The sequence below is a fragment of the Pseudomonas sp. 86_A genome (genome assembly GCF_017491705.1).
In the GTDB taxonomy this organism is placed as follows: Bacteria; Pseudomonadota; Gammaproteobacteria; order Pseudomonadales; family Pseudomonadaceae; genus Aquipseudomonas; species Aquipseudomonas koreensis.
Map to the genome: position 1 here is coordinate 36,830 of NZ_JAFGYS010000006.1, position 21,874 is coordinate 58,703.

A 21,874-nucleotide genomic window follows, 5' to 3' on the forward strand; every position below is an offset into this window, starting at 1 on the left:
CTTGCTCCCGCTCGGCTGCGCAGCAGTCGTAAATCCGGGAACCGCGGTTTATCTGCCGGGTTGATTCGACCGGGATTGGGGCCGCTTCGCAGCCCAGCGGGAGCAAGCTCCCTCGCCACAGGTTTTTTGTTCAACTCACATCACCAGTTGAGTGCGGACACGCACTTGCTGGGCAAACCGTACGGACCGGAAGCGTTGTTGCAGATGATTCGGTCGGTGCTCAGTGCCTAGCTGGCTAATTCCCAGGCCCCTGTGGCGAGGGAGCTTGCTCCCGCTCGGCTGCGCAGCAGTCGTAAATCCGGGAACCGCGGTTTATCTGCCGGGTTGATTCGACCGGGATTGGGGCCGCTTCGCAGCCCAGCGGGAGCAAGCTCCCTCGCCACAGGTTTTTGTTCGACTCACATTTTCCGATCAAGGCCCGCCAATGACTACCAAACGCACCTCCAAAGCACCCGCCGGCATGGTTCGGGTGCGTGGCGCCCGTGAACATAATCTGCAGAACGTCGACGTCGACATCCCGCGCGATGCGCTGGTGGTGTTCACCGGGGTTTCCGGTTCGGGCAAGTCGTCGCTGGCGTTCTCGACCTTGTACGCCGAAGCCCAGCGGCGCTATTTCGAATCGGTGGCGCCGTACGCGCGGCGGCTGATCGATCAGGTCGGCGTGCCGGATGTCGACTCCATCGAAGGCCTGCCGCCGGCCGTGGCCCTGCAACAGCAGCGCGGCACGCCGAGCGCGCGTTCGTCGGTGGGCAGCGTGACCACCTTGTCGAGCCTGATCCGCATGCTCTATTCCCGGGCCGGCAGCTATCCGCCGGGGCAGCCGATGCTGTACGCCGAGGACTTCTCGCCGAACACCCCGCAAGGCGCCTGCCCGCAGTGCCACGGGCTCGGACGGGTGTATGAGGTGACCGAAGCGCTGATGGTGCCCGACCCGAACCTGACCATCCGCCAGCGCGCCGTCGCTTCCTGGCCTCTGGCGTGGCAAGGACAGAACCTGCGCGACATCCTGGTGACCATGGGCATCGACGTCGATATCCCCTGGAAGAAGCTGCCGAAAAAACAGCGCGACTGGATTCTGTTTACCGAAGAAACCCCGACCGTGCCGGTGTACGCCGGGCTGACCCCGGAAGAAACCCGGGTCGCCCTCAAGCGCAAGATGGAACCGAGTTATCAGGGCACCTTCACCGGCGCCCGGCGCTACATCCTGCACACCTTTACCCATTCGCAAAGCGCGCTGATGAAGAAGCGTGTTTCGCAATTCATGCTCGGCAGCCCATGCCCGCTGTGTGACGGCAAGCGCCTCAAGCGCGAGGCGTTGTCTGTGACCTTTGCCGGTTACGACATTGGCGAGCTGTCGCAGATGCCGCTGCTGCAAGTGGCCGAAGCGTTGAAGCCGGTGGCAGCCGCAACCTACCTGGAGCACGCCGAGGAAACCGGCGAAACCTTGAGCCATGCGCAAACCCGCGAGGCTCGTCAGCAACGCGTCGCCCACGGTGCCAGCGGCCACGCCAGCGCGCCGGATGTGCGCCATACGCCGAACCTGTCGCTGGAGAAACGTCTGGCGGCGCAGCGCATTGCCGAAGATCTGCTGGAGCGGGTCAGCACCCTGACTGACCTGGGCCTGGGTTATCTGGCGCTGGAGCGCAGCACGCCAACGCTGTCATCCGGCGAGTTGCAGCGTTTGCGTCTGGCGACGCAGTTGGGTTCGCAACTGTTCGGCGTGATCTACGTGCTCGACGAACCTTCTGCCGGCCTGCATCCGGCCGATGGCGAGGCGCTGTTCGAAGCCTTGCAGCGCTTGAAGGCCGACGGCAATACGCTGTTTGTGGTCGAGCATGATCTGCAAACTATGCGCCGTGCCGACTGGCTGATCGATGTCGGCCCGGCGGCGGGCGAGAAGGGTGGCCGAGTGCTGTACAGCGGTCCGCCGGCAGGCCTGGCCGAGATCGACGAGTCGCAGACCCGCGCTTACCTGTTTGCCGACACCCAGGGCCCTTCGCGCAGCGCACGCCAGCCGAGCGGCTGGCTGAAACTCGAGGGCATCAGTCGCAACAACCTGAACCACCTCAGTGCCGAATTTCCCTTGGGCTGCTTCACCTCGGTGACCGGGGTCTCCGGCTCCGGCAAGTCGAGTCTGGTCAGTCAGGCGTTGCTGGAACTGGTGGGCGCGCACTTGGGGCGTCCGGCGGTTGAGCAGGAACCTGAAGAGCTCAGTCTTGAAGACGATGCGCCGCAGGCCAGCAGCGGTCAGGTGACGGCGGGGCTGGAGTCGATCAAGCGGCTGGTGCAGGTCGATCAGAAACCGATTGGCCGTACGCCGCGTTCGAACCTGGCGACCTACACCGGGCTGTTCGACAACGTGCGCAAACTGTTCGCCGCCACCCCCGAGGCGCGGGTGGCGGGATACGACGCCGGGCAGTTTTCCTTCAACGTCGCCAAGGGCCGTTGCCCGACCTGCGAAGGCGAGGGGTTTGTCAGCGTCGAGTTGCTGTTCATGCCCAGCGTGTACGCGCCGTGCCCGACCTGCCATGGCGCGCGCTACAACCCGCAGACGTTGGCGATTCAGTGGCAAGGCTTGAGCATTGCGCAAGTGCTGCAACTGACCGTAGACGAGGCGGTTGAGGTGTTCGCCGAACAGCCAGGGATTCGCCGTTCATTGGAGGTGCTGCGTGATATCGGCCTCGGTTACTTGCGTCTGGGCCAACCGGCCACCGAGCTGTCCGGCGGTGAAGCGCAGCGGATCAAACTGGCCACCGAGCTGCAACGCAATCAGCGCGGTGCGACCCTGTACGTGCTGGATGAGCCAACCACCGGACTGCATCCGCGAGATGTCGATCGGCTGCTGGAGCAATTGGACAACCTGGTCACGGCGGGGCACACGGTGATCGTCGTCGAGCATGAAATGCGCGTGGTTGCGCAGAGCGACTGGGTGATCGACATCGGCCCGGGGGCCGGGGATCAGGGTGGCAAGATCGTTGCCGCCGGTACGCCGCAGAAAGTCGCGGCGAGCAAGAAGAGCCGGACGGCGCCGTTTCTTGCTCAGGCATTGAGGCGATAGGCGAGCTGCCCCCATCGCCAGCAGGCTGGCGATGGGCGGCTGTCAGGCACCATCCAGGGTGCGGCGGACCTTGTCCAGCAGTTCGCTGATCTGGAACGGTTTGATCAGCATTTCCATGCCGTCGCCCAGGAACACCTGACGGTTGATCGCGTTCTGCGCATAGCCTGTCATGAACAGGATCGGCAGCTCTGCGCGCCAGCCACGGGCTACATCGGCCAGTTCGCGGCCGCTCATGCGCGGCAGACCGACATCGGTCAGCAGCAGGTCGATGGAGGGATCGTTCTGCAAATGCTTCAGCGCCGTTTCGATATCCGCCGACTGGGTGCAGCGATACCCCGCATCCTCCAGTACTTCGGTGACGAACAGCCGCACCGCAGGCATGTCCTCGACGATCAGCACATGCTCACCGCAACCCTGCGGATCGACCAAGGCCGGCGAAAGATCGACCGCCGTCGGATCGCTGGTGGCCGGCAGCATGATCGTCACTTCGGTACCGCGTCGTGCCACGCTGCGGATGTGCGCATCGCCTCCAGACTGCCGGGCGAAGCCGTAAATGGTCGACAAGCCGAGCCCGGTGCCCTGGCCCAGTGGCTTGGTGGTGAAAAACGGGTCGAAGACCTTGTCGATCACGTTGTGTTCGATACCGGTGCCGTCATCGCGCACGGACAAGGCCACATAGGCGCCATCCGCCAGATTCGGATCGCCATGGGAATACGCCGCATAGGTGTTGACCCAAATGTTGCCGCCCTTAGGCAAGGCATCGCGGGCGTTGATCACCAGGTTGAGCATTGCGCTTTCAAGTTGACTCGGGTCGACCAGGGCGATGGCCGGTTTGCTGGTCAGTTCAAGCTTGAGGGCAATCCGTTCACCAATGGTGCGCACCAACAGCTCTTCCAGCGAACGTACATGCTCATTGATGTCCACGGGGCGCGTGTCGAGTGGCTGCTGGCGCGCGAACGCCAGCAAGCGATGGGTGAGAGACGCCGCACTCATCGCCGAATTCAGCGCCGATTCGGCATACAGCCTGACCTTTTCCGGACGGTTGTCGGCGATGCGTTTCTGGATCAGCTCAAGGCTGGTGATGATGCCGGTCAGCAAATTGTTGAAGTCGTGGGCGATACCGCCAGTGAGTTTGCCCAGTGCGTCCATTTTTTGCACTTGCAGCAATTGCGATTCGGCGCGGGCCAGTTGCGAGGTGGTGTCGTCCAGCCGCGCCAGATGCGAGCGCTCACGGTGGCGATGCTCAGTCACGTCTTCGACGAACACCAGGCTCAAGTGCGGCGTGCGGTAAGGTGAAATCTGCCACAGGGTTTCACGAATCTCGCCCTGCACCCGCATGTTCAGCGTGCCTTTCCAGCGCTCGCCATCGACCAGGCGCAAGCGTAGTTCATTGAGGATGGCGCTCTGCTCGTCGGCGAAGCACTCCTTCAGGCCCTGCGGATCTCGGTTGTCCAGAATCAGTTGGGTAAAGGCGTGGTTGCATTCGTGCACTTTGAGGTTGGCGTCGAGCACCGCAATCGGTGCGGACACATTGACGAAAATCTCGCGGAATCGCGCCTCGCTCTCTCGCAAGGCATTTTCCGTGTCACGCACCCGCAGCAACGTGCGCAGGGTCGCCAGCAATACGTCCGGGTCCACCGGGTGAATCAGGTAGGCATCGGCGCCGGCGTCGAGGCCGGTGATGATATCGCCGGTCTGGATCGAGGCGGCGGACACGTGGATCACCGGCAGCAATGCGGTGCGCGCATCGGCGCGCAGGGTGCGCACGATGTCGAAGCCGCTCATGTCCGGCAGGTTGACGTCGAGAATCAGCGCATCGGGCGCCTCGCTCTCGATCAGTGCCAGGCCCTCGGTGCCGGTGCCGGCCTCCAGCACCCCATAATCGTGGCGTTCCAGACGCTTGCGCAAGGCATAGCGAGTGGCGACGTTGTCATCGACGATCAACAGGCGAATGTCACGTTTCATCGACGTTCTCCAGAGCGATCGCCAACGGAATGATCACGAAAAAGTTCGAACCGATCCCCGGCGCGCTGTCCATGCCGACCTCGCCACCCAGCAGGGCGGCAAAGCGTTTGCACAAAGACAGCCCCAGCCCGGTGCCGCGTAAGCGTTTCTGCAGCGGCGAGTCGACTTGGGAAAAGTCCTCGAACAATGCGCCATGCAATTCCGGCGCTATACCTATTCCTGTGTCGCTGACGGCAAAGCGCACCTTGTCGGCGCCTTCGAGTCGCGCAGAGACCCGCACTTCGCCACGGGTGGTGAACTTCAGCGAGTTGGAAATGAAGTTGCGCAGGATCTGCGCGAGCTTCTTGTCATCGGTATACAAACGCGGCAGGCCGACCGGCTCTTCGAAAATCAGATCGACAGCGCTGGCGTCGACAATCGGCCGAAACATCCCGCGCAGGGCAGAGAACAGATCGAACATGTCGAACCAGGCGGGTGAGATGCTGATCCGTCCGGCCTCGATTTTTGCCAGATCAAGCAGGTCATCCACCATGTCGCTGAGTTCGCGGGCGGCGCTGCTGACGAATGCCACCTGCTTGTGCTGCTCGGGGCTCAGCGGGCCGTCGATTTCGTCGGCGAGCAGGCTGTTGATGCTGAGGATCGAGCCCAATGGCGTGCGGAACTCATGGCTCATGTACGACAGAAAGCGGCTCTTGAGGTCCGACGCCTGGCGCAGCTCTTCGGCCTGGGTGTCGAGTTCGGCATACAGGGCCAGCACGCCCTGATTGGTCTCATCGAGTTCTTCGCGCAAGGCGGCGGTTTCGCTTTGCAATTGAGCGATAAGCGCGGCCTGTTCGGCACTGCTCAGGTCAGGCAATTCAGCCATGGGCGGCCTCCAGAGCGACAACCAGTACCGTGACATCGTCGCGCCCGCGACAGAAATCGCGGTGCAGGACGCTGGCGATGACGGCAGGATGGCGGTGCGCCAGCCCCGGGTAGTCTTGAAGGTTCCAACGGGACTGCAAGCCGTCGCTGTACATGATCAATAGATGTCCGTTCACGTGAGCGTAGTCAAAGGGCTGGGCTTTCCGGTACTGGCCACCGACGATACCCGGGTGCGAGGCCAGACCGCGGGATTTGCCGCCGGCAATCAGGCTCGCGCCAATGTTACCGACACCGGCGAACGTCAGGCTGGCCCGATCGGCGCGGAACTGGGCAAACGCCACCGCGCCACCGCGGGTGCCGATCATGTCGCGGTGCAAATCTTCCATCAACAGCGTCGGTGCGCTGAACGGTGCCCGGGCAAACGCGTCCTCTCCGGCTCGAGCCGCACGCTCGGCGTCTTCACCGTGACCGAGGCCGTCAATGATCATGGCGCTGATATCACCATTGTGATACGCCAGATGCCAGACATCGCCGCAAGCCGGGTCGTTATGCAGCGAATGCTGACTGACGCCATAGGCCAGATCCGGTTGACGGTCGCTGCGCGGATACAGACGAGCGAGGAGGACGGCGCCACGGTGATCGGCAAATGCGTCGAACACATCGGCCTGTCGGGCTACCGCACCCAGACCGATGCCCTGGGTGCCGCCAGTGGAAAAACCGTCGGTCAGACACGCGTCCAGATCGAAGCCTTGCGCCCGGTCGATCGCGATCATCTCGATACCGTTGTCGCCCTGGCGTGGCAGCACGCGCAAATGAATTTCACCGCGAAGGGCATGCTTGAGCACATTGCTTGCAAGCTCCGTGGCCACCAGGGCCACGCGGCCGGCATCACTCTCACCAAAGCCATTCTGTTCGGCGAGCCGCTGTGCCGTGCGCCGGGCAAAGCCGATCTGGCTGCTGTCTTCGATCAGCAGCACCTGGGTCAGTGACCCTGTGATATTCATGTCCATCGGGTGATCGTAATACGTGTGCCCTTGCCGGGCTCTGTGTCCAGTTCGAATTCTTCGACCAGGCGTTTTGCCCCGGTCAGGCCCAGGCCCATGCCGCTGCCGGAGGTCCAGCCGTCGGTCATCGCCAGTTTGATGTCGGCGATGCCCGGGCCTTCGTCGCGGAACGTCAAGCGCAGACCGACCTTGTGATCTTCATCGAGAATCTGCCAGTCCATGTCGCCGCCACCACCGTAAACCATGGTGTTGCGGGCCAGTTCACTGACCGCCGTGACCATTTTGGTCAGGTCGATAAGGCGCATCCCGCACTCGGTGGCCAGCTTGCGGGCGGTCTGGCGTGCGAGCACGACATCCTGCTCGATATTGATCGGTTGAGTACCGCTGCTGCGTACGGTCATTGCCGGTTCACTCGTTCCTGCAGCAGTTTCATCCCGCGCTCGACGTTCAGTGCGGTGCTGACACCCGGCAGGGTCAGGCCGAGTTCGACCAGGGTGATCGCCACCGCCGGCTGCATGCCGACCAGCATGGTTTCGGCGTCCATGATTTTCGACAGGCCGGAAATCGTGCTGATCATCCGGCCAATGAACGAATCGACCATGTCCAGCGCCGAGATGTCGATCAGCACGCCACGCGCCGAGGTCGTGCTGATGCGCTCGGACAAGTCGTCCTGCAACGTCAGGGCGAGCTGGTCATGCATGTCGACCTGAATGGTCACCAGCAGGAACTTGCCCATTTGAAGAATCGGAATGCGCTCCATCGGCTCAGACCGCTTTGCCGAGGCTGATGCCCAGGCGGGTGAGGGCGAGTTTCAGGGCGTCGGCCAGGTTGGCCTTGGTCACTACGCCTTGCAGGTCGAGACCCAGGTGCACGATGGTCTGGGCGATTTGCGGACGCACACCGCTGATGATGCAGTCGGCGCCCATCAGGCGGATTGCGGTCACGGTTTTCAGCAGGTGCTGGGCGACCAGGGTGTCGACCGTCGGTACGCCGGTGATGTCGATGATGGCGATTTCCGAACCGGTGTCGACGATACGTTGCAGCAGCGACTCCATCACCACCTGAGTGCGTTGCGAGTCGAGGGTGCCGATCATCGGCAGGGCAAGCACACCGTCCCACAACTTGACCACCGGCGTGGACAGCTCCAGCAGTTCTTCCTGCTGACGCTTGATCACCGCTTCCCGGGATTTCTGGAACGTGCGGATGGTGTGGAGGCCGAAGGCGTCGAGCAGCTCGGAGACTTCCCACAGCTGTTCGGCCAGCAGCGCTGGCTGCTCGCGATAGTGATTTTGCAGCAGTGAAAACAACGGGCCCTTGAGCGAGAAAATGAAACTGGCGGTCTGTTGTGAATCCTGACCAAGCTGTGCGCGGCTGTGGGACAGCTTTTCAAGGAACTGGCGAGTCTCCTCCCAGCCTGGTGCATTGACGTTATTGCCGTTGTCGTTTTCCAGACCGCTGACGATCAATTGCAGGAACTCGCTGGTCTGTTGCTGCAGGTCGTGATCCTTGAGGTTGCGGCTGGCACCGCTGGATTGCAGTCCGTTGATCCATTCGCCCAACAGTTGCGCCTGTTTGTTTTTCATCGCATCTAGTGTGCTGTTCTGCAATGCTGCCATGTGTCTGTTGCTCCGTAGCGAATTGGGGCCGGTTCTGCAAAAAATGACCGACGCGGAATCAGTGACATTTGCCGTTCGAAATAGTTGTTCGTGCCCGAAAGGATATTTTGATCGGGCACAAGGAACGCCCCGGTAACTGTAGTAGGCGTGTTTGAAAGCCGTGATGTTTTGAACGTTGGCGCCGCACGGGCTTCGAATCTTCAAGGCCGGACGGTATTGGTCTCGCCGGTTTTGAAAAACGAGGTGAGTATGAACGAGCAAACGAAACAGCAACAGAACCAGAGCACAGAATCGATCAATCGCAATGACCCGGCGATCGACCCGCAGGTGCCGGGGCAGAGCCCGGCCATGCCACCCTCGGGCAACACCGAACAGGCACAGAGTGCCGATCCGGCGGTGGATCAGAAGAACAAACACACCGACAACGACAACGAGTTCAGCCCGGGTTTCGAACCTGAGCCCGATCGTCCGAAGCCCGGTGAAGAAACCGATGCCGACATCGACACCGATGGCGGTTAGGTTGCACTGAAATGGAAAGAGGCCGCATTCACTGAATGCGGCCTCTTTTTATGCAGCGCCCGGTTTATTTGCTCGGGTGCTTGGCCTGCAGCTCTTTGGCGGCGGTCAGGTGTTTTTCCAGCGCCGGCAACATTTTTTGCGCGAAGGCTTTCAGTTCGGGAGCGCCTTTGACCTTGTCATCGGTTACGGTATTGGCTTCTTTCTTGAACAGTTCGATGGTCTCTTCGTGGGCCTTGACCTGGTTGTTGGCGTAGGCCGCGTCGAAGGAATCATCGCGCAGGTCGAGGATCTTTTCCTTGGCCTGCTTGACCAGGGTGGTGGTGTCCGGAACCTTGATGTCATTGGCCTTGGCAATGCTGGCCAGTTCATCGTTGGCCTTGCTGTGGTCGGTGATCATCATGTTGGCAAATTGTTTGATGTCGGCCGACTGGCTTTTCTCCAGGGCGAGGCGACTGGTCTCGATCTCCGAGATGCCACCGGCCGCTGCGTTGTCGACGAAATCGTTCGAAGTGGCGGCGAAGGCACTGCCCATGCCGCTGCTCAAAGCGACAGCCAGAACCAGATGACGCAGGTTGAATCCGTCCATTGGTGTTTCTCCACACAGGTTTTTGTTGACGATATTCAATGGAGGGAGCGAAGCGGGCAAAGGTTTGATCGCGTTTCCGACAGGGCGACGAACGGCAACCGCTGGTCTGACAGGTGGTCGACAGAACGGCGCAAGCAAGGCCATTCTGATACTGGCTGACGCCATCGGTCGCGTCGGCTGCCGATCAACTGACGGAGGTGTTCCATGCCGGTTTCCCATGACCTGTTTCAGGACTTGAGCTGCACGAAGGAAGAGATCCAGCAAAAACGCACCCAGGATCCACGACTGGATTCACTGATCAACAAGTACTCCCAGGCTGACGCCGAGGTGGTCAAGGCCGAAACGGCCAGCTCGGATGCACCCAGTGACGACGAACTGAAAAAACTCAAAGAGAAGCGTCTGAGGGTCAAGGACGAAATTGTCAGCCATTTGCAGGCGCCGTCCTGATAACCGGATGATCCGCCGACCCACGGTTGCGGATTGATTGGAACGACAACCACCCTCGGCACCTCGAATGTTCAGAGTCTTCATTCAGCGACTCTTTGCGAGGTGCCTCATGAACAAACCCAGATTCCCCAGTGAAGAGCAGGGCGCATTTGACCCGGTGCCGACGCATCCGGAGCCCAACAGCCCGGCGCACACCACGACCCTGCCCGAAGAGCCGGACCAGGATCTGCCTGACGACGAAGATCCCGACAAGTTCGACAGATCCGGTAACTGATAGTCCGCTATCGCTGGCAAGCCAATTCCCACGAAATTCTGGGTGTGCCCAAAAAATATCAGGCACTCGCAAGTCCTTTGGGAGCTGACCTGCCAGCGATGACGTCAGTCTATCCAGCAGCCATTTTGCGGCCTCACTTCAACGCATCCGCCAACGGCAACCGTGCCATGTGCGATGCCTTCAATGAGCCCAGATACAACCAGTCCCCATACTCGCGCGCCGTGGTGATCGGCGAGTAATTGCCGCTGCTGGCATCCTGCAGATTGGCAATCACCTTGCCCTGCAGATCCAGCCCGAGCACAAACCCGCGTTTCTCCACCGGTTTGGGCAGCACGGTCAATGCCCGCACGATCATCTTGCGCACCCACGGATGCCCGGCGGTGCCATCGAGCAAGGCACTGCGCGGTGCATAGAGCGCGACCCAGAAGCGGTTGCTGCCATTGAACGCGAGGTTGTCCGGCAGGCCCGACAGGTCGTGGGTGCCCGCCTTGGGGCCGCTCAGCCAGTAACGGCTGATACGGTAGGCGCCGGTTTCGTTGACCAGCACATAGGCGTCATCCGGGCCCAGGGTCACGCCGTTGGCGAACTCCAGCTTGTCCAGCAGCACGCTGGTCTTGCCGCTCTGAAAGTCGTAGCGCAACAGACGCCCGTCGCCACCGTGCTCGATGATTGCTTCGCCGTCATGGCCGTAGCCCCAGCGGCTGCTGGCATCGCTGAAGTAGGCGTAATGCCCGGACTGGTCGATGGCCACATCGTCGGTGAAGCCGAACGGCACACCGTTGGCCTCGGTGGTCAGCGCGGTCAACCGGCCCTGGGCGTCGAGCGACAACAAGCCCTTGACCCCGTCGGCGATCACCAGCAAACCGTTGGGATGCCGCGCCAGGCCCAGAGGGCGGCCGCCAGTGTCGCTGAGGACCTGGCGCTGCTTGCCGTCGAGGCTGCTGCGAAGCAGGCGTCCGTCATGCAGGCCGGTGATCAGGAAATCGCCTTCCAGCAGCAGGGCTTCCGGGCCATCGATGTCGCCCGGGCCGACCTGTTTGGCCGCCTTGAGCCGTTGGTTTTCGGCATACACCCCTTCACTCAGTGACGGTGCCGGTGGCGGCTTCCAGGCCACCGGTTGCACCTTGGTCGGCATCAGCAACAGAAAGCCGGTGACCAGAATGACCAGCAGCAACAGCACGCGCTTCATGGGTGTTGCTCCGTCAGCGCCAGGTGTTTGAGCGCCATCTCGCGCAGGGCTTGCATCGACGTGGCCGACTCACGCTCGATGCGGCGTTTGAGCAGCAACCGATTGGCAACGCGCATGCCCAGTCCGTCGAACTGATAATCCAGGGTACGTACGAACCGCGTGCCATCGGCTTCGGCCGCGCATTCGTAGGTCAGCAGCAGCGACAAACCATGATCGCCCCGCGCCCGTGCACACCAGCGCCGGCCCGGCAGGTATTCGCTGACTTCCCAACGCAAGTGACCGGCGCGGCCGCCGGCATGGATGTCTTCTTCAAAGCGCGCCCCGGCATGCAGCGGGCCTTGCGGGCCGTCGATCTTCAGCGACGACGGGTGCCATTGTGGCCAGTGATGGACGCTGGCGGCGTAGCGGAGCACGGCGATCGGTTCGCCGGCGATGTCGATCTGGTGCTGCATGCGGGTCATGGGCGGTCTCGAATAGCGCAACGGGGCGGGTTGCGGCTCCCAATACAAGGTGCCGAACAGGTAGTCCATCAGCGGAAAAACGATATTGAAATTGCGCTCCTGCATGCGCTCGCGACGGTGATGCAGCGCATGCAGATGACGCATCTGGCGAATCCACGGCAGGCGGGTCAGCGGATTGTTTGGCGGCAAATGCTCGCAGGCGTGAAACACCTCGTAGGTCAGGTAACCCAGCACCATGCAGCCGCCGAACAGTCCGGCGACATTGGCGTTGACCTGTGCGAACAGCCACCACAACGGCAGCGTGATGAGCAGCGTATGCACAACGATCAGCCACGCCGGAAACAGAATTACCCGCCAGTCGCGAGCACCGTCGTAGGTCATGTGCCCGGGGGTGAAAAAGCTGTGGTGGTCACCGGCATGCCGGGCGTAGAACAGCTTGGCGAAGGTCTTTTTGTGGTGGCCGAGATGGCGATGGACCATGTACACGCCAAAGTTGAAGAACAGTAACGTCAGCGGCACCGTCAGCCATTCCAGCGCGCCTACCTGCTGCACGCTGCTCCAGAACGCGCCGATCGCCAGCACGCCGAACAGCAGCACGAAAGCCCCGTGCAGCCACGGGTTGTAGCGCGGATGAATGGCCGCACGGTAGCGGCTGCGGAATGCCTCGGTGGTCTGCCTCACTGCGTTCACCTGTGGGTATTGTTGTTATACCCGGCAGATTAGCCGATCCGGCCGTTTGTGCAGCCCGGACCTTGAGGCCACTTGCGCCATGCTTCGGTGTAAAGCGGCCGATTCAGCTCAACGGGTTCCAGCGCTGTGACCAGTCGTCATCGGTCGCGATCACCTGACGCAGCAGGTCGAAGGCCTGCTGCAGCGTCGCCGAGTCACGTTCGCGGGCGTACACCAGATAGGTCGGGTAGCCGAATTCCGGGGCCTTGGTCACCGCTTCCAGCGCGCCGGTTTCCAGATAGCTGCGCACCACGCGCGTGCGGAAGTAGCCGCTGCCGCCGTGTTCGAGGATGTATTGCAGGGCCAGCGGGCCGAGGTTGAAACTCAGTGCGGCCTTGGCTTTGTCCGGCAGGGCGGCGTCGTGCTGACGGCGGAAGTCCGGCCCCCAGTCGATGTAGACGTAGGGATCGGGGCGGTTCGGCGCACGCACCAGAATCAGTTTTTCTTCCAGCACCTGCTCGACCTGCAGGCCGGGCCAGTATTCCGGCTGATAGACCAGCGCGGCATCGAGCACGCCGAGTTCGAGCTGGCGCAGCAGGTTTTCACCGTCGCGGATTTCCATGCGCAGGGCGTGACCGGGGATTTTTTCGCGCAGTTCGGCGGCCCAACTGAGCATCAACGGGTTGCACAGGCTGACTTCGCCGCCGATGTGCAGCACGTTGTGATAGCCGTCCAGCAGCGGCAGGTCGCGCCGCGCTGCTTCCCAGGTCTGCACCAGTTGATTGGCGTAGACCACGAAGGCTTCACCGTTGGCCGTCAACTTCGCCCCTGCCCGGTTACGCACGAACAGCGTACTGCCCAGCTGACTTTCGAGTTTCTGCACGCGAGCGGTGATTGCCGTTTGCGTGACAAACAGCTTCTGCGCAGCGGCGGCAAGACTGCCGTGGCGGACGATTTCCAGAAAGGTGCGGGCGAGGTCGATGTCCATGGGCGGGCCGGTATTTGAGGTGGGGGGCATTGTAAATGCCGGCTCGACATCCCGTCATCGTCCATCGCGAGCAGGCTCACGCCTGCAAGGTTCTGCAGTGGCCATCGATGTCGCGAACGACACAAACCCCCTGTAGGAGTGAGCCTGCTCGCGATGGCGGAATGTCTGTCAAATCAGTGCCGCCTGACACACCGCCATCGCTGGCAAGCCAGCTCCCACGGGTATCTCTGTTGCCCACAAGATTTGTGAACGCCGCAGAAACCTGTGGGAGTCTGGCTTGCCAGCGATGAGGCCGTGGTGGGCGGTGAAGATCAGCCCGCCAACTCAACCTTGCGCACCCGCGCCCAGTCCGCCACCAGCCGCGCCGGCGTGCCGCAGGCTTTGCGCTTGTAGACGAAGTGGCTGCACTTCTCGGCAAACTGGTTGCGGTTGTAGAGCATGTCCTCCTGCATTTCCTGCAGTTCGCTGTCCCGGCATTGCTCGATCAGCACCTGATCCACGCGCAACTTGCGTTCACGCACGGCGGCATAGGTCGGATCGCTCAGCACGGCGTTGGCGCGCTGCAGCAGCCACAGCGAAAACTCGTCCGGGCAGCGCGGGCCGATTTCCTGGACCATGCCCTGTTGCAGCGCCTGCGTGGCGCTGACCGGCAGACAGGCCTGGGTCAGTTGCTCGGCGAGCGCCGGGCCAACCGCGCGCGGCAGGCTGTAGGTCCAGTATTCCGAGCCATACAGGCCCATGCTCTTGTAATGCGGATTGAGCACGATATCGGCCCGGGCAAATACGATGTCGGCGGCCAGCGCCAGCATCACCCCACCAGCTCCGGCATTGCCGGTCACGCCGCTGACCACCAATTGCCGCGCACTGAGCAGTTCGGCGCAGACATCGTCGATCGCCTGAATATTCGCCCAGGCCTCGGCACCCGGATCCTGTGCGGCCTGAATCACGTTCAGGTGCACACCGTTGGAAAAGCTGCCGCGTCCACCCTTGATCAACAGCACGCGGGTATCCCGAGCCTTGGCCCAGCGCAGCGCTTCGACCATGCGCTGGCACTGTTCAGTGCTCATCGCACCGTTGTAGAACTCGAAGGTCAGCTCCCCGACATGCCCGGATTCGCGGTAGCGCAGCGGCTGATACGCCTCGTCGTTGAACGGCTGGCTGGCGATCGACCAGTCGAGGCTCGGCACACCGGCCAGTTGCCCGGCCAGCACATGCCGCGCCGGTTGCTTGAAGGTTTCTTCGCCAGGTTGCGGTTTGCGCCGCAGCGAGCCGATCCACAGGCTGTGATCGCCGGTGGCGACCAGCACGGCGTCGTCATGCACCGCGAGGATCTCGCCGGGAATGCCCGTGCGCTGATCGAGGTGCGCGTCGTACACGTAATACTGCCCGCCGGCCAGACTCGCCAACACCCCGGGCTGGCCGTCGGCGGCGTCGATGCAGCGTTTGATGAAGCGCGAGCAGTCGTGCCAGCTGAAGGTACGGTCGGCCTGCTTCATGTTCGGCTGCAGGCGGCCACGGACCTTGGGATCGGTGTAATCCAGCGCGACAGGCACAAAGCCCTCAATGAATTTTTCAACGACTTCGCGAATGCAACAGATCGCCGCATCGCTGACCCGACCGTTGTACAACTCGGACTTGCGCAAGTCCGGCGGCAGATTGAATTCGCAGGTCGCCCAGACCGGGCCGGCGTCCATTTCTTCCACCGCTTGCAGGGCCGTCACGCCCCAACGGGTCAACTCGTTGGTGATTGCCCAGTCCAGCGCACTGGCGCCACGATCGCCGACGATGCCCGGATGAATGATCACCACCGGACGCCGGGCATTGCTCCACAGCGCCTGGGGGACGCGATCCTTGAGGAACGGACAGATCACCAGGTCGGCACCGCTGTGTTCGATCTGCTCGCACACTGAGGCTTCGTCGGTGAACACCACGACACTGGGTGAGTGCCCGGCCTGACGCAGTTCCAGCCAGGCGCGTTGGGTCAGGCCGTTGAAGGCCGAGGACAGCAGAATGATCTTGAGTGATCGCATGGTTTTCTTCCTTGAAGGGGCAGCCGCGGGCTCTCGGTGAGCCGTCCCTGGCTTTCGATGGAGCGCGCAGATTAGTCAGTGCTTGCGGGCCGACCACTGACCGGGGTCAACGTTGTGTGAGTCAATATTTCTGCGGCGACGGAGCGCCTTATTCTTAATGGTTTGATTATCCTGATTTTTTATTACTTCAAATGTAAGCAGCGCTATTGCACAGTCGCCCCTGATCAAGAGCCGGACGATCCCGGCAGAACGATGGTTTTTCGCAGCGGGTGGACCCCGTTTCAGGGAGCAAGGCATGGGTGAGGGTCAGAACCCGCATTACCGGATGATTGGGCAAATGTTCCAAAAGGACTATCGCTGGCTGTGCGCTGCCGTTGGCCGCACGCTGGGTTGCCCGCACAGCGCACAAGACATCGCCTCGGAAACCTTTCTCCGGGTGCTGGCCTTGCCGGACCCGACCGCGATTCGCGAGCCGCGTGCGCTGTTGACCACCATCGCCCGGCGTCTGGTCTACGAAGGCTGGCGCCGTCAGGACCTGGAGCGCGCCTATCTGGAAAGCCTGGCGCTGGCACCGGAACCGGTGCATCCATCACCGGAAGAGCGGGCGCTGGTGATCGAGGCGCTGCTGGCGGTCGATCGCTTGCTAAACGGCTTGTCGGCCAAGGCCAAGGCGGCGTTTCTCTACCATCAACTGGACGGTTTGACCTACAGCGAAATCGGCGCACGCCTCGGCGTTTCCACCAGCCGGGTGCAGCAGTACATGGTCGAGGCGTTCAAGCGTTGCTATCAGGCGATGCAGGCATGAGGCCTGACGAAGCGGTGATCGATGAGGCGGCGCAGTGGATGGCGCTGTTGCAGTCCGGCGAAGCCAGCAGCGCTGAACGTGCAGCGTTCGAGGCGTGGCGGGCGGCAGATCCGCGCCATCAGCGGATCATCGAACAAATGGGTGGCGGCCTGAACCTGCTGCGCCATCCGACCTTGCGCGGGCTGCCGCGCAACAGTCTGCTGCACAGCCTGAATGCGCCGTCGAGTCGCCGGCGGTTTCTCAGCGGCAGCTTGAGTGTGCTCGGTATCGCCGTGCTCGCCGGTTTGCTCGGGCGGCGTTACGGCTGGTTGCCGGAGGCGGGGGAGTTGGCGACCGGCACTGGCGAGCGGCGCGATTTCACGCTCGAGGACGGCAGTGCGCTGAGCCTGAATGCGCGGACGCGGGTGGTGGCGCAGTTCGATGCGCTGCAACGCCTGTTGACGTTGCACACTGGCGAGTTGCTGGTGGATGTGGCCAAGGACCGTGCTCGGCCATTTGTGGTCGAGACGGAGCACGGCCGGATGCGTGCCTTCGGGACTAGATTCCTCGTGCAACAGCACGACGATTTTACCCGCCTGGTGATGCTGCATTCGCAGGTCGAAGTGGTCACGGCCGGCGGGGCGCGGCAAGTGGTCGAGGCGGGGGAGAGCCTGTCGTTCAACGCGCAGGACATTCTGTCCCTGGAACGCAGCAACGGCCAGGAAAGCGCCTGGGTGCAAGGTCGACTGGAAGTGCGCGACCGACCGCTGAGCGAAGTGATCGACAGCCTGCGCCGTTATCGCCGGGGCGTCCTGCACTTGAGTCCCGAGGTGGCCGATCTGCGTCTCAGCGGTCTCTATCCGCTCGACGACAGCGACCGCACGCTGCAACTGCTGGAGCGTTCGCTGCCGATCCGCGTCACCTGGCACAACCCGTACTGGGTCAGCATCGACCCCCGTTCTTGATTCCAACGCATATCCCTGTAGGAGCTGCCGCAGGCTGCGATCTTTTGATCTTGAAAAACAAAGTCAAAAGATCGCAGCCTGCGGCAGCTCCTACAAAAAGGTGCGTTTATTCCGGTTATAGGTTTATGACTTCTTGGCCTAATCGCCGCCCTATAAAAAGCGCCGGCCCGCTGCTCATTCCCTGCAGACGCCTTCAACAGGGAAGCCCTTGATGATTTCATTCAAACAACAATTACCGCGCCTGACCCTCGCCGCCGCACTGGCGATGGGGCTCGGACCGACAGTGGTTCATGCGCAGGATTCTGCCGCTCAAGTGTTCACCTTCGACATCGCCAGCGGCCCGCTCGATGAGGTGCTGCTGGATATCTCGCGCCAGACCGGCGTGCCGATTTCCTTCAGCCAGAACCTGGTGCAAGGCAAGCGCAGCCGTGCGGTGCGGGGTGCCTTGGGCGGGCGTCAGGCGGTGGAGAAGGCGTTGCTCGGCAGCGGCCTGCAAGTCGAGCAAAGTGCCCAGGGCCTGAGCGTGCGCGAAGGCGAGGCGAGCACGCCGGTGGCGGCCAAAGTCAGCGCCGTGGCGCCGGCGACCCGTGCCGATTACCGCATGGAAAAAGTCACCGTCACCGGCTCGCGAATCGCCCGTGCGCAGAGCGATGGCGCGACCCCGGTCAACGTCATCACCCACGAAGAGATGGAGGCCCGCGGTTATAAAAACGTCTACGACGCGCTGGCAACGCAGACGCAAAACACCGGCATGACTCAGGGCGAAGACTACGGCAATACCTGGCAACCGGCGGCCAGCGCGATCAACCTGCGGGGCCTCGGACCCAATCACACGCTGGTGTTGATCAACGGCCGGCGCGTGGCCGATTACCCGACGCCGTACGACGGCAAGGTCAACTTCACTAACCTTGCGAACATTCCTTCGGCGGTCATCGAGCGGATTGAAATTCTCAGCAGTGGTGCGTCGGCAATCTACGGTTCGGACGCGATCGCCGGGGTGGTCAACATCATCCTCAAGAAGCAGATCAATGGCATCGACGTCAATCTCAAGGGCGGCACCAGCGAGCGCGGCGGTGGCGACAACCAGCGTCTGCAAATCAGCGGCGGCGGCAGTTGGGGCGATTTCGACGGTCTGTTCGGCCTGGAGCTGACCAATCGCGACCCGATCTGGGCCGACGACCGTGGCTTCATGCAGAGCGGGCCGTTGGCGGACGTCGGTTACCGCCGCGACCTGAGCAACAACCGTTACCTCGGTCCCGGCTGTGGCGCCTATCAAGGCACCTTCGACAACAAGCTGTACAACAACGCCGGCCGCTGCCGCACCGACCAGATGTACAACGACTACTGGACCATTCAGACGCAAAAGGAAAACTACGACGGCTACACCCGCGGCACCTGGCATTTCAGCGACAGCGGCCAGGTGTTTGCCGACTTGATGTATGGCCTCGACCACATCCAGAACAACACCCGTGGCCCGACCTTCACCTCACCGGATTTCATCAACCAGAACAGCGGCAATCTGGAGCGTTGGTATCGGCGGTACGGCGAAGAAGAAATCGGCGGGCGCACCGGTAATAACAGCAAGTGGACCGACACCTCATGGACCGGCACCCTCGGCCTCTCGGACAAGATCGCCGACACGGGCTGGCGCTACGATCTGGCGGCCAACCGTTCGGAATACCGCAGCGTCAGAACCACGCGCTACACGCCGCTGTCCTCGATTCAGGATTTCTACCTCGGCCCGCAACTGGGCACCCGTGACGGCTACCCGGTGTTCGCCCCGGATGCGTCGCGCCTCGACCGCCCCCTGACGCCACAAGAGTGGGATCAGTTTCGCAGCAACCTGACCCAGCGCAGCAAATCGGTTTCCACCAGTTACAACGCTTCGGTCAACGGCGACTTGTTTGACTTGCCGGCCGGCCCGGTGGGGTTTGCCGGCGTGCTGGAGGCGGGCAAGCAGGAATATCGCGTCGACCCGGACGACGGTCTCAATGACGGCACGTTCTATGGCGTGAGCCCGGCACAAAGCTCCGGCGGTTCGCGCAAGCGTTATGCGGCTGGCGGCGAGTTCAGCATTCCGGTCACCGACACTGTGCTGGCGACCGCCGCCGGGCGTTGGGACCAGTACAAATTCAGCGGCCGCAGCGAGCAGCAGAAAACCTACAACCTCGGCCTGGAATGGCGGCCGATCAGCAGCCTGTTGCTGCGCGGCAGTTACGGCACCAGTTTCCGCGCGCCGGACCTGAACTACATCTACCAGTCCGACAGTAACGGCTATTACCCGGCGCAGATCGACTACTACGGCTGCAGTCAGGGCGTGCAGGGCGCGTGTGATCGCGGGCGGGTCGACTACACCCAGAGCGGCACCCCGGACCTTGAGTCCGAACGTGGCAAATCCTGGACATATGGGTTTGTCTGGTCACCGTCGCGCAACTTCGATTTCTCCACCGATTTCTGGCGCGTCGAGATCGACGACCTGCTGACCACCGTCGATGAAAACCGCCTGTTGCAACAAGAGAACGAATGCCGCAATGGTACCCAGGACATCAACTCGGCCAACTGCCAGTCGACCCTGGCACGCATCGACCGCAACCCGGGCAATGCCGCCATCGATCCCAATCAGTTGCAGCGAGTGCGGGTCAACGCGATCAACGCTGCCAGCGAGCGGGTCAGCGGTCTGGACTTCAAGAGCAACATCCGCTGGGGCGCCGGTCAGTACGGTGCGTTCAGTTCGGCGCTGGGTTACACCCTGGTGCTGTCGCATTTCTACAAGGAGTCGGACGAAGCGCCGACCCAGGACTGGCGCACATCGCGGACCAATTACGACTGGCGCAGCAAGGTCAACGCCAGCCTGACCTGGGATTACCAGAAGGCCACGGCAACGCTGATGGGCATTCGCTACGGTTCGGTCACCAACGGCGCGGGTGACGGGCGGCTGTCGCCATGGACGGTGTTCAATGCCAGTGCGCGCTACAAACTCAATGACCGCGCCAGCGTCGGCCTGACCGTGAACAACGTGCTCAACCAGATCAAGCACGATGATTCGGCTGGCTGGCCGTATTACCCGACCGGCAACTACGACCCGTACGGACGGCAGTGGTGGCTGGATGTGAGTTATCACTTCGGCAGTTGAGCACGCGGTATTCGTGAATAACGTCCTACGGAAACAGGTGGAGATTCAGCAAAAGTGGGGATATTTCCGACGACATTCTCAGGTTGGTCGTCGGAAGCATGATCTATAGCATCGGGCATGACATTGAAGTCGTAAACGGCTTGGACGCTCAGGCCTCTGCTAACGGATGGATTATGCGAACTCCCCACCTCGAATACGAAACGCCTGTTTATTCCCATCGCCTTCAATGGCGTGACGATCGTGCCAGATGCCCAGTGGAGGATGTCGCGATGCCCAGCGTCAAGGTACCCCGGCTGACGGGGGTGAAGAGGGCCGAGGGCAAACCTGTCGACGTGCTCGTGAATGGTCAGAACATCGGTGACGACGCCTTTCTGATCGTGCACCTTACCGACGCAGGTTTTGAGCTGAACGATGTCGTCAACATGCTTTCAACCTCTGAGCTTTATCTGCAAGGCGATATGGTCAAACGTATCACCGGCAAGTCGGTCAGAACCGTACGGCGATTACTGAAGGAAGGTAAAACGGTACGGCTTGATCCGCAGCAGAGCGTCGTCGCCTACCAATATGCGTTGGTGCTGGAAAAGGCCACTCGCGCCTTCGGGCGTCAGTCACGGGCCGAGGAGTGGCTGCGCAAACCCAGTACCTACCTGGGCGGTCGCGTACCCGTGGAGTTGATCCGACATTCACTGGGGTTTCAGATGGTGGAGCAGTATTTGGGGCAGCTGATATACGGGGTTTACCCATGAATCCCTTGCCCTGGGACGAGCACTGGTATGCCTGGAGGCTGGACCCCGAGGCTTAAGGAGGGACGTGGGACAGCGGGATGGGTTCCAACCTCAATGGTGGCCGATGGAACATACCCGGGCGGCGAGTCGTTTATGCATCAGTCGATCCGTCCTCGGCCATCCTGGAGGTGGCAGCCAATCACAGTTTTGATGCGCTGGACAGTGAACCTTATGTGCTCACGTGTTTTGAGGTCAAAAGCGAAGCAAAAGTGAAAATCGTGCAGCCGGAGGATGTGCCGAATCCTTACTGGTTGAGCCCCGCAAAGCCTTCACCCAATCAACAACTGTTTGCCGATGCGTTATTGGCAGAGCATCCGTTTGTACTGATCCCCTCGGCGGCAACCCGGCACTCGTGGAATCTGCTGGTGAGCTGCGAACTGGCAGAGGGGCAGTTCAGGATGATCTCTCAGGAACGTTTTGGACTGGATACACGGTTGCTGAGGGAGATGGCATTGGCTTGATGTGTTCTTGTCATTTTTTTGCATAACCTCATCACCCAACGGTCTAAATCGGCCTCTATAAAACACCGCTGTCCAT

The 21,874-nt window shown here is 61.7% G+C and carries 19 protein-coding genes and 1 pseudogene; 9 read left to right on the forward strand and 11 right to left on the reverse strand.

All coding sequences use genetic code 11. The features are described 5' to 3' along the window. Positions 1–424 precede the first annotated feature (424 nt). A complete protein-coding gene (locus tag J5M57_RS10645) occupies positions 425–3,058 on the forward strand; it encodes an excinuclease ABC subunit UvrA (RefSeq protein WP_207848578.1) in 2,634 nt (877 codons plus the stop codon). Between the two features lie 42 nt (positions 3,059–3,100). On the opposite strand, the gene J5M57_RS10650 is transcribed toward J5M57_RS10645, so the two are convergent. From J5M57_RS10650 to J5M57_RS10675, 6 genes are read right to left on the reverse strand one after another with little or no spacing between them, the layout of a single operon-like run. After that, positions 3,101–5,023, reverse strand: a complete 1,923-nt coding sequence (locus J5M57_RS10650) for a response regulator (protein ID WP_207848577.1) — start codon at positions 5,021–5,023, stop codon at positions 3,101–3,103. Continuing rightward, positions 5,013–5,888 carry an ATP-binding protein gene (locus tag J5M57_RS10655; RefSeq protein WP_207848576.1) on the reverse strand — a complete coding sequence of 292 codons (876 nt, stop codon included), beginning with the start codon at positions 5,886–5,888 and terminating at the stop codon, positions 5,013–5,015. Before J5M57_RS10655 ends, J5M57_RS10650 begins: the two co-directional genes overlap by 11 nt. After that, positions 5,881–6,891 (reverse strand): ATP-binding protein, encoded by a 1,011-nt coding sequence (locus J5M57_RS10660; RefSeq protein WP_207848605.1) that lies wholly within the window; start codon positions 6,889–6,891, stop codon positions 5,881–5,883. Before J5M57_RS10660 ends, J5M57_RS10655 begins: the two co-directional genes overlap by 8 nt. Beyond that, positions 6,888–7,292: an anti-sigma regulatory factor gene (locus tag J5M57_RS10665; RefSeq protein WP_064587766.1), complete on the reverse strand. Its 405-nt coding sequence runs from the start codon at positions 7,290–7,292 to the stop codon at positions 6,888–6,890. The genes J5M57_RS10660 and J5M57_RS10665 overlap by 4 nt, the downstream gene beginning before the upstream one ends. After that, positions 7,289–7,651: an STAS domain-containing protein gene (locus J5M57_RS10670; protein ID WP_207848575.1), complete on the reverse strand. Its 363-nt coding sequence runs from the start codon at positions 7,649–7,651 to the stop codon at positions 7,289–7,291. The genes J5M57_RS10665 and J5M57_RS10670 overlap by 4 nt, the downstream gene beginning before the upstream one ends. A 4-nt stretch (positions 7,652–7,655) precedes the next feature. Next, positions 7,656–8,507 carry an STAS domain-containing protein gene (locus tag J5M57_RS10675; protein ID WP_169841516.1) on the reverse strand — a complete coding sequence of 284 codons (852 nt, stop codon included), beginning with the start codon at positions 8,505–8,507 and terminating at the stop codon, positions 7,656–7,658. Positions 8,508–8,756: 249 nt separating this feature from the next. Here J5M57_RS10675 and J5M57_RS10680 point away from each other — a divergent pair, with 249 nt between their 5' ends. Then, complete coding sequence (locus J5M57_RS10680; RefSeq protein ID WP_207848574.1) at positions 8,757–9,026, forward strand: hypothetical protein; 270 nt, start codon at positions 8,757–8,759, stop codon at positions 9,024–9,026. A 64-nt stretch (positions 9,027–9,090) separates the two neighbouring features. On the opposite strand, the gene J5M57_RS10685 is transcribed toward J5M57_RS10680, so the two are convergent. Beyond that, positions 9,091–9,612 (reverse strand): DUF4142 domain-containing protein, encoded by a 522-nt coding sequence (locus tag J5M57_RS10685; protein ID WP_207848573.1) that lies wholly within the window; start codon positions 9,610–9,612, stop codon positions 9,091–9,093. Positions 9,613–9,816: 204 nt separating this feature from the next. On the opposite strand from J5M57_RS10685, the gene J5M57_RS10690 reads away from it, so the two are divergent. Both J5M57_RS10690 and J5M57_RS10695 read left to right on the forward strand, forming a co-directional pair. Next, positions 9,817–10,059 carry a DUF465 domain-containing protein gene (locus tag J5M57_RS10690; RefSeq protein ID WP_064587756.1) on the forward strand — a complete coding sequence of 81 codons (243 nt, stop codon included), beginning with the start codon at positions 9,817–9,819 and terminating at the stop codon, positions 10,057–10,059. 109 nt (positions 10,060–10,168) lie between these two features. Continuing rightward, the gene (locus tag J5M57_RS10695) at positions 10,169–10,333 is read left to right on the forward strand and encodes a hypothetical protein (RefSeq protein ID WP_198402835.1); all 165 of its coding nucleotides are present in this window, start codon (positions 10,169–10,171) and stop codon (positions 10,331–10,333) included. 133 nt (positions 10,334–10,466) lie between these two features. On the opposite strand, the gene J5M57_RS10700 is transcribed toward J5M57_RS10695, so the two are convergent. The 4 genes from J5M57_RS10700 to J5M57_RS10715 form a co-directional block, all read right to left on the reverse strand. Continuing rightward, a complete protein-coding gene (locus tag J5M57_RS10700) occupies positions 10,467–11,522 on the reverse strand; it encodes an SMP-30/gluconolactonase/LRE family protein (protein ID WP_207848572.1) in 1,056 nt (351 codons plus the stop codon). After that, positions 11,519–12,664 carry an SRPBCC family protein gene (locus tag J5M57_RS10705; RefSeq protein ID WP_207848571.1) on the reverse strand — a complete coding sequence of 382 codons (1,146 nt, stop codon included), beginning with the start codon at positions 12,662–12,664 and terminating at the stop codon, positions 11,519–11,521. Before J5M57_RS10705 ends, J5M57_RS10700 begins: the two co-directional genes overlap by 4 nt. Positions 12,665–12,776: 112 nt before the next feature. Further along, positions 12,777–13,640, reverse strand: coding sequence for a LysR family transcriptional regulator (locus J5M57_RS10710; protein WP_045122483.1), 864 nt, complete (start codon positions 13,638–13,640; stop codon positions 12,777–12,779). 311 nt (positions 13,641–13,951) lie between these two features. After that, the gene (locus J5M57_RS10715) at positions 13,952–15,670 is read right to left on the reverse strand and encodes a hydrogenase maturation protein (protein ID WP_207848570.1); all 1,719 of its coding nucleotides are present in this window, start codon (positions 15,668–15,670) and stop codon (positions 13,952–13,954) included. Positions 15,671–15,965: 295 nt separating this feature from the next. Here J5M57_RS10715 and J5M57_RS10720 point away from each other — a divergent pair, with 295 nt between their 5' ends. The 5 genes and pseudogenes from J5M57_RS10720 (at position 15,966) to J5M57_RS10740 (ending at position 21,798) form a co-directional block, all read left to right on the forward strand. Next, a complete protein-coding gene (locus tag J5M57_RS10720) occupies positions 15,966–16,475 on the forward strand; it encodes a sigma-70 family RNA polymerase sigma factor (protein WP_083368932.1) in 510 nt (169 codons plus the stop codon). Beyond that, a complete protein-coding gene (locus J5M57_RS10725) occupies positions 16,472–17,419 on the forward strand; it encodes a FecR family protein (protein ID WP_207848569.1) in 948 nt (315 codons plus the stop codon). The genes J5M57_RS10720 and J5M57_RS10725 overlap by 4 nt, the downstream gene beginning before the upstream one ends. 211 nt (positions 17,420–17,630) lie before the next feature. After that, a complete protein-coding gene (locus J5M57_RS10730; protein WP_207848568.1) occupies positions 17,631–20,552 on the forward strand; it encodes a TonB-dependent receptor in 2,922 nt (973 codons plus the stop codon). A gap of 269 nt (positions 20,553–20,821) precedes the next feature. Next, positions 20,822–21,298: an antitoxin Xre/MbcA/ParS toxin-binding domain-containing protein gene (locus tag J5M57_RS10735; RefSeq protein ID WP_207848567.1), complete on the forward strand. Its 477-nt coding sequence runs from the start codon at positions 20,822–20,824 to the stop codon at positions 21,296–21,298. After that, a pseudogene (locus tag J5M57_RS10740) lies at positions 21,295–21,798 on the forward strand (RES family NAD+ phosphorylase). Before J5M57_RS10735 ends, J5M57_RS10740 begins: the two are co-directional and overlap by 4 nt. Positions 21,799–21,874 lie beyond the last annotated feature (76 nt).

Bases quoted from the DNA above. Each gene is read 5' to 3' on its own strand.
- J5M57_RS10690 (WP_064587756.1), top strand. From the start codon at position 9,817: ATGCCGGTTTCCCATGACCTGTTTCAGGACTTGAGCTGCACGAAGGAA.
- J5M57_RS10670 (WP_207848575.1), bottom strand. From the start codon at position 7,651: ATGGAGCGCATTCCGATTCTTCAAATGGGCAAGTTCCTGCTGGTGACC.
- J5M57_RS10730 (WP_207848568.1), top strand. From the start codon at position 17,631: ATGATTTCATTCAAACAACAATTACCGCGCCTGACCCTCGCCGCCGCA.
- J5M57_RS10720 (WP_083368932.1), top strand. From the start codon at position 15,966: ATGGGTGAGGGTCAGAACCCGCATTACCGGATGATTGGGCAAATGTTC.
- J5M57_RS10685 (WP_207848573.1), bottom strand. From the start codon at position 9,612: ATGGACGGATTCAACCTGCGTCATCTGGTTCTGGCTGTCGCTTTGAGC.
- J5M57_RS10680 (WP_207848574.1), top strand. From the start codon at position 8,757: ATGAACGAGCAAACGAAACAGCAACAGAACCAGAGCACAGAATCGATC.
- J5M57_RS10735 (WP_207848567.1), top strand. From the start codon at position 20,822: ATGCCCAGCGTCAAGGTACCCCGGCTGACGGGGGTGAAGAGGGCCGAG.
- J5M57_RS10675 (WP_169841516.1), bottom strand. From the start codon at position 8,507: ATGGCAGCATTGCAGAACAGCACACTAGATGCGATGAAAAACAAACAG.
- J5M57_RS10655 (WP_207848576.1), bottom strand. From the start codon at position 5,888: ATGGCTGAATTGCCTGACCTGAGCAGTGCCGAACAGGCCGCGCTTATC.
- J5M57_RS10660 (WP_207848605.1), bottom strand. From the start codon at position 6,891: ATGAATATCACAGGGTCACTGACCCAGGTGCTGCTGATCGAAGACAGC.
- J5M57_RS10710 (WP_045122483.1), bottom strand. From the start codon at position 13,640: ATGGACATCGACCTCGCCCGCACCTTTCTGGAAATCGTCCGCCACGGC.
- J5M57_RS10645 (WP_207848578.1), top strand. From the start codon at position 425: ATGACTACCAAACGCACCTCCAAAGCACCCGCCGGCATGGTTCGGGTG.
- J5M57_RS10665 (WP_064587766.1), bottom strand. From the start codon at position 7,292: ATGACCGTACGCAGCAGCGGTACTCAACCGATCAATATCGAGCAGGAT.
- J5M57_RS10715 (WP_207848570.1), bottom strand. From the start codon at position 15,670: ATGCGATCACTCAAGATCATTCTGCTGTCCTCGGCCTTCAACGGCCTG.
- J5M57_RS10650 (WP_207848577.1), bottom strand. From the start codon at position 5,023: ATGAAACGTGACATTCGCCTGTTGATCGTCGATGACAACGTCGCCACT.
- J5M57_RS10695 (WP_198402835.1), top strand. From the start codon at position 10,169: ATGAACAAACCCAGATTCCCCAGTGAAGAGCAGGGCGCATTTGACCCG.
- J5M57_RS10725 (WP_207848569.1), top strand. From the start codon at position 16,472: ATGAGGCCTGACGAAGCGGTGATCGATGAGGCGGCGCAGTGGATGGCG.
- J5M57_RS10700 (WP_207848572.1), bottom strand. From the start codon at position 11,522: ATGAAGCGCGTGCTGTTGCTGCTGGTCATTCTGGTCACCGGCTTTCTG.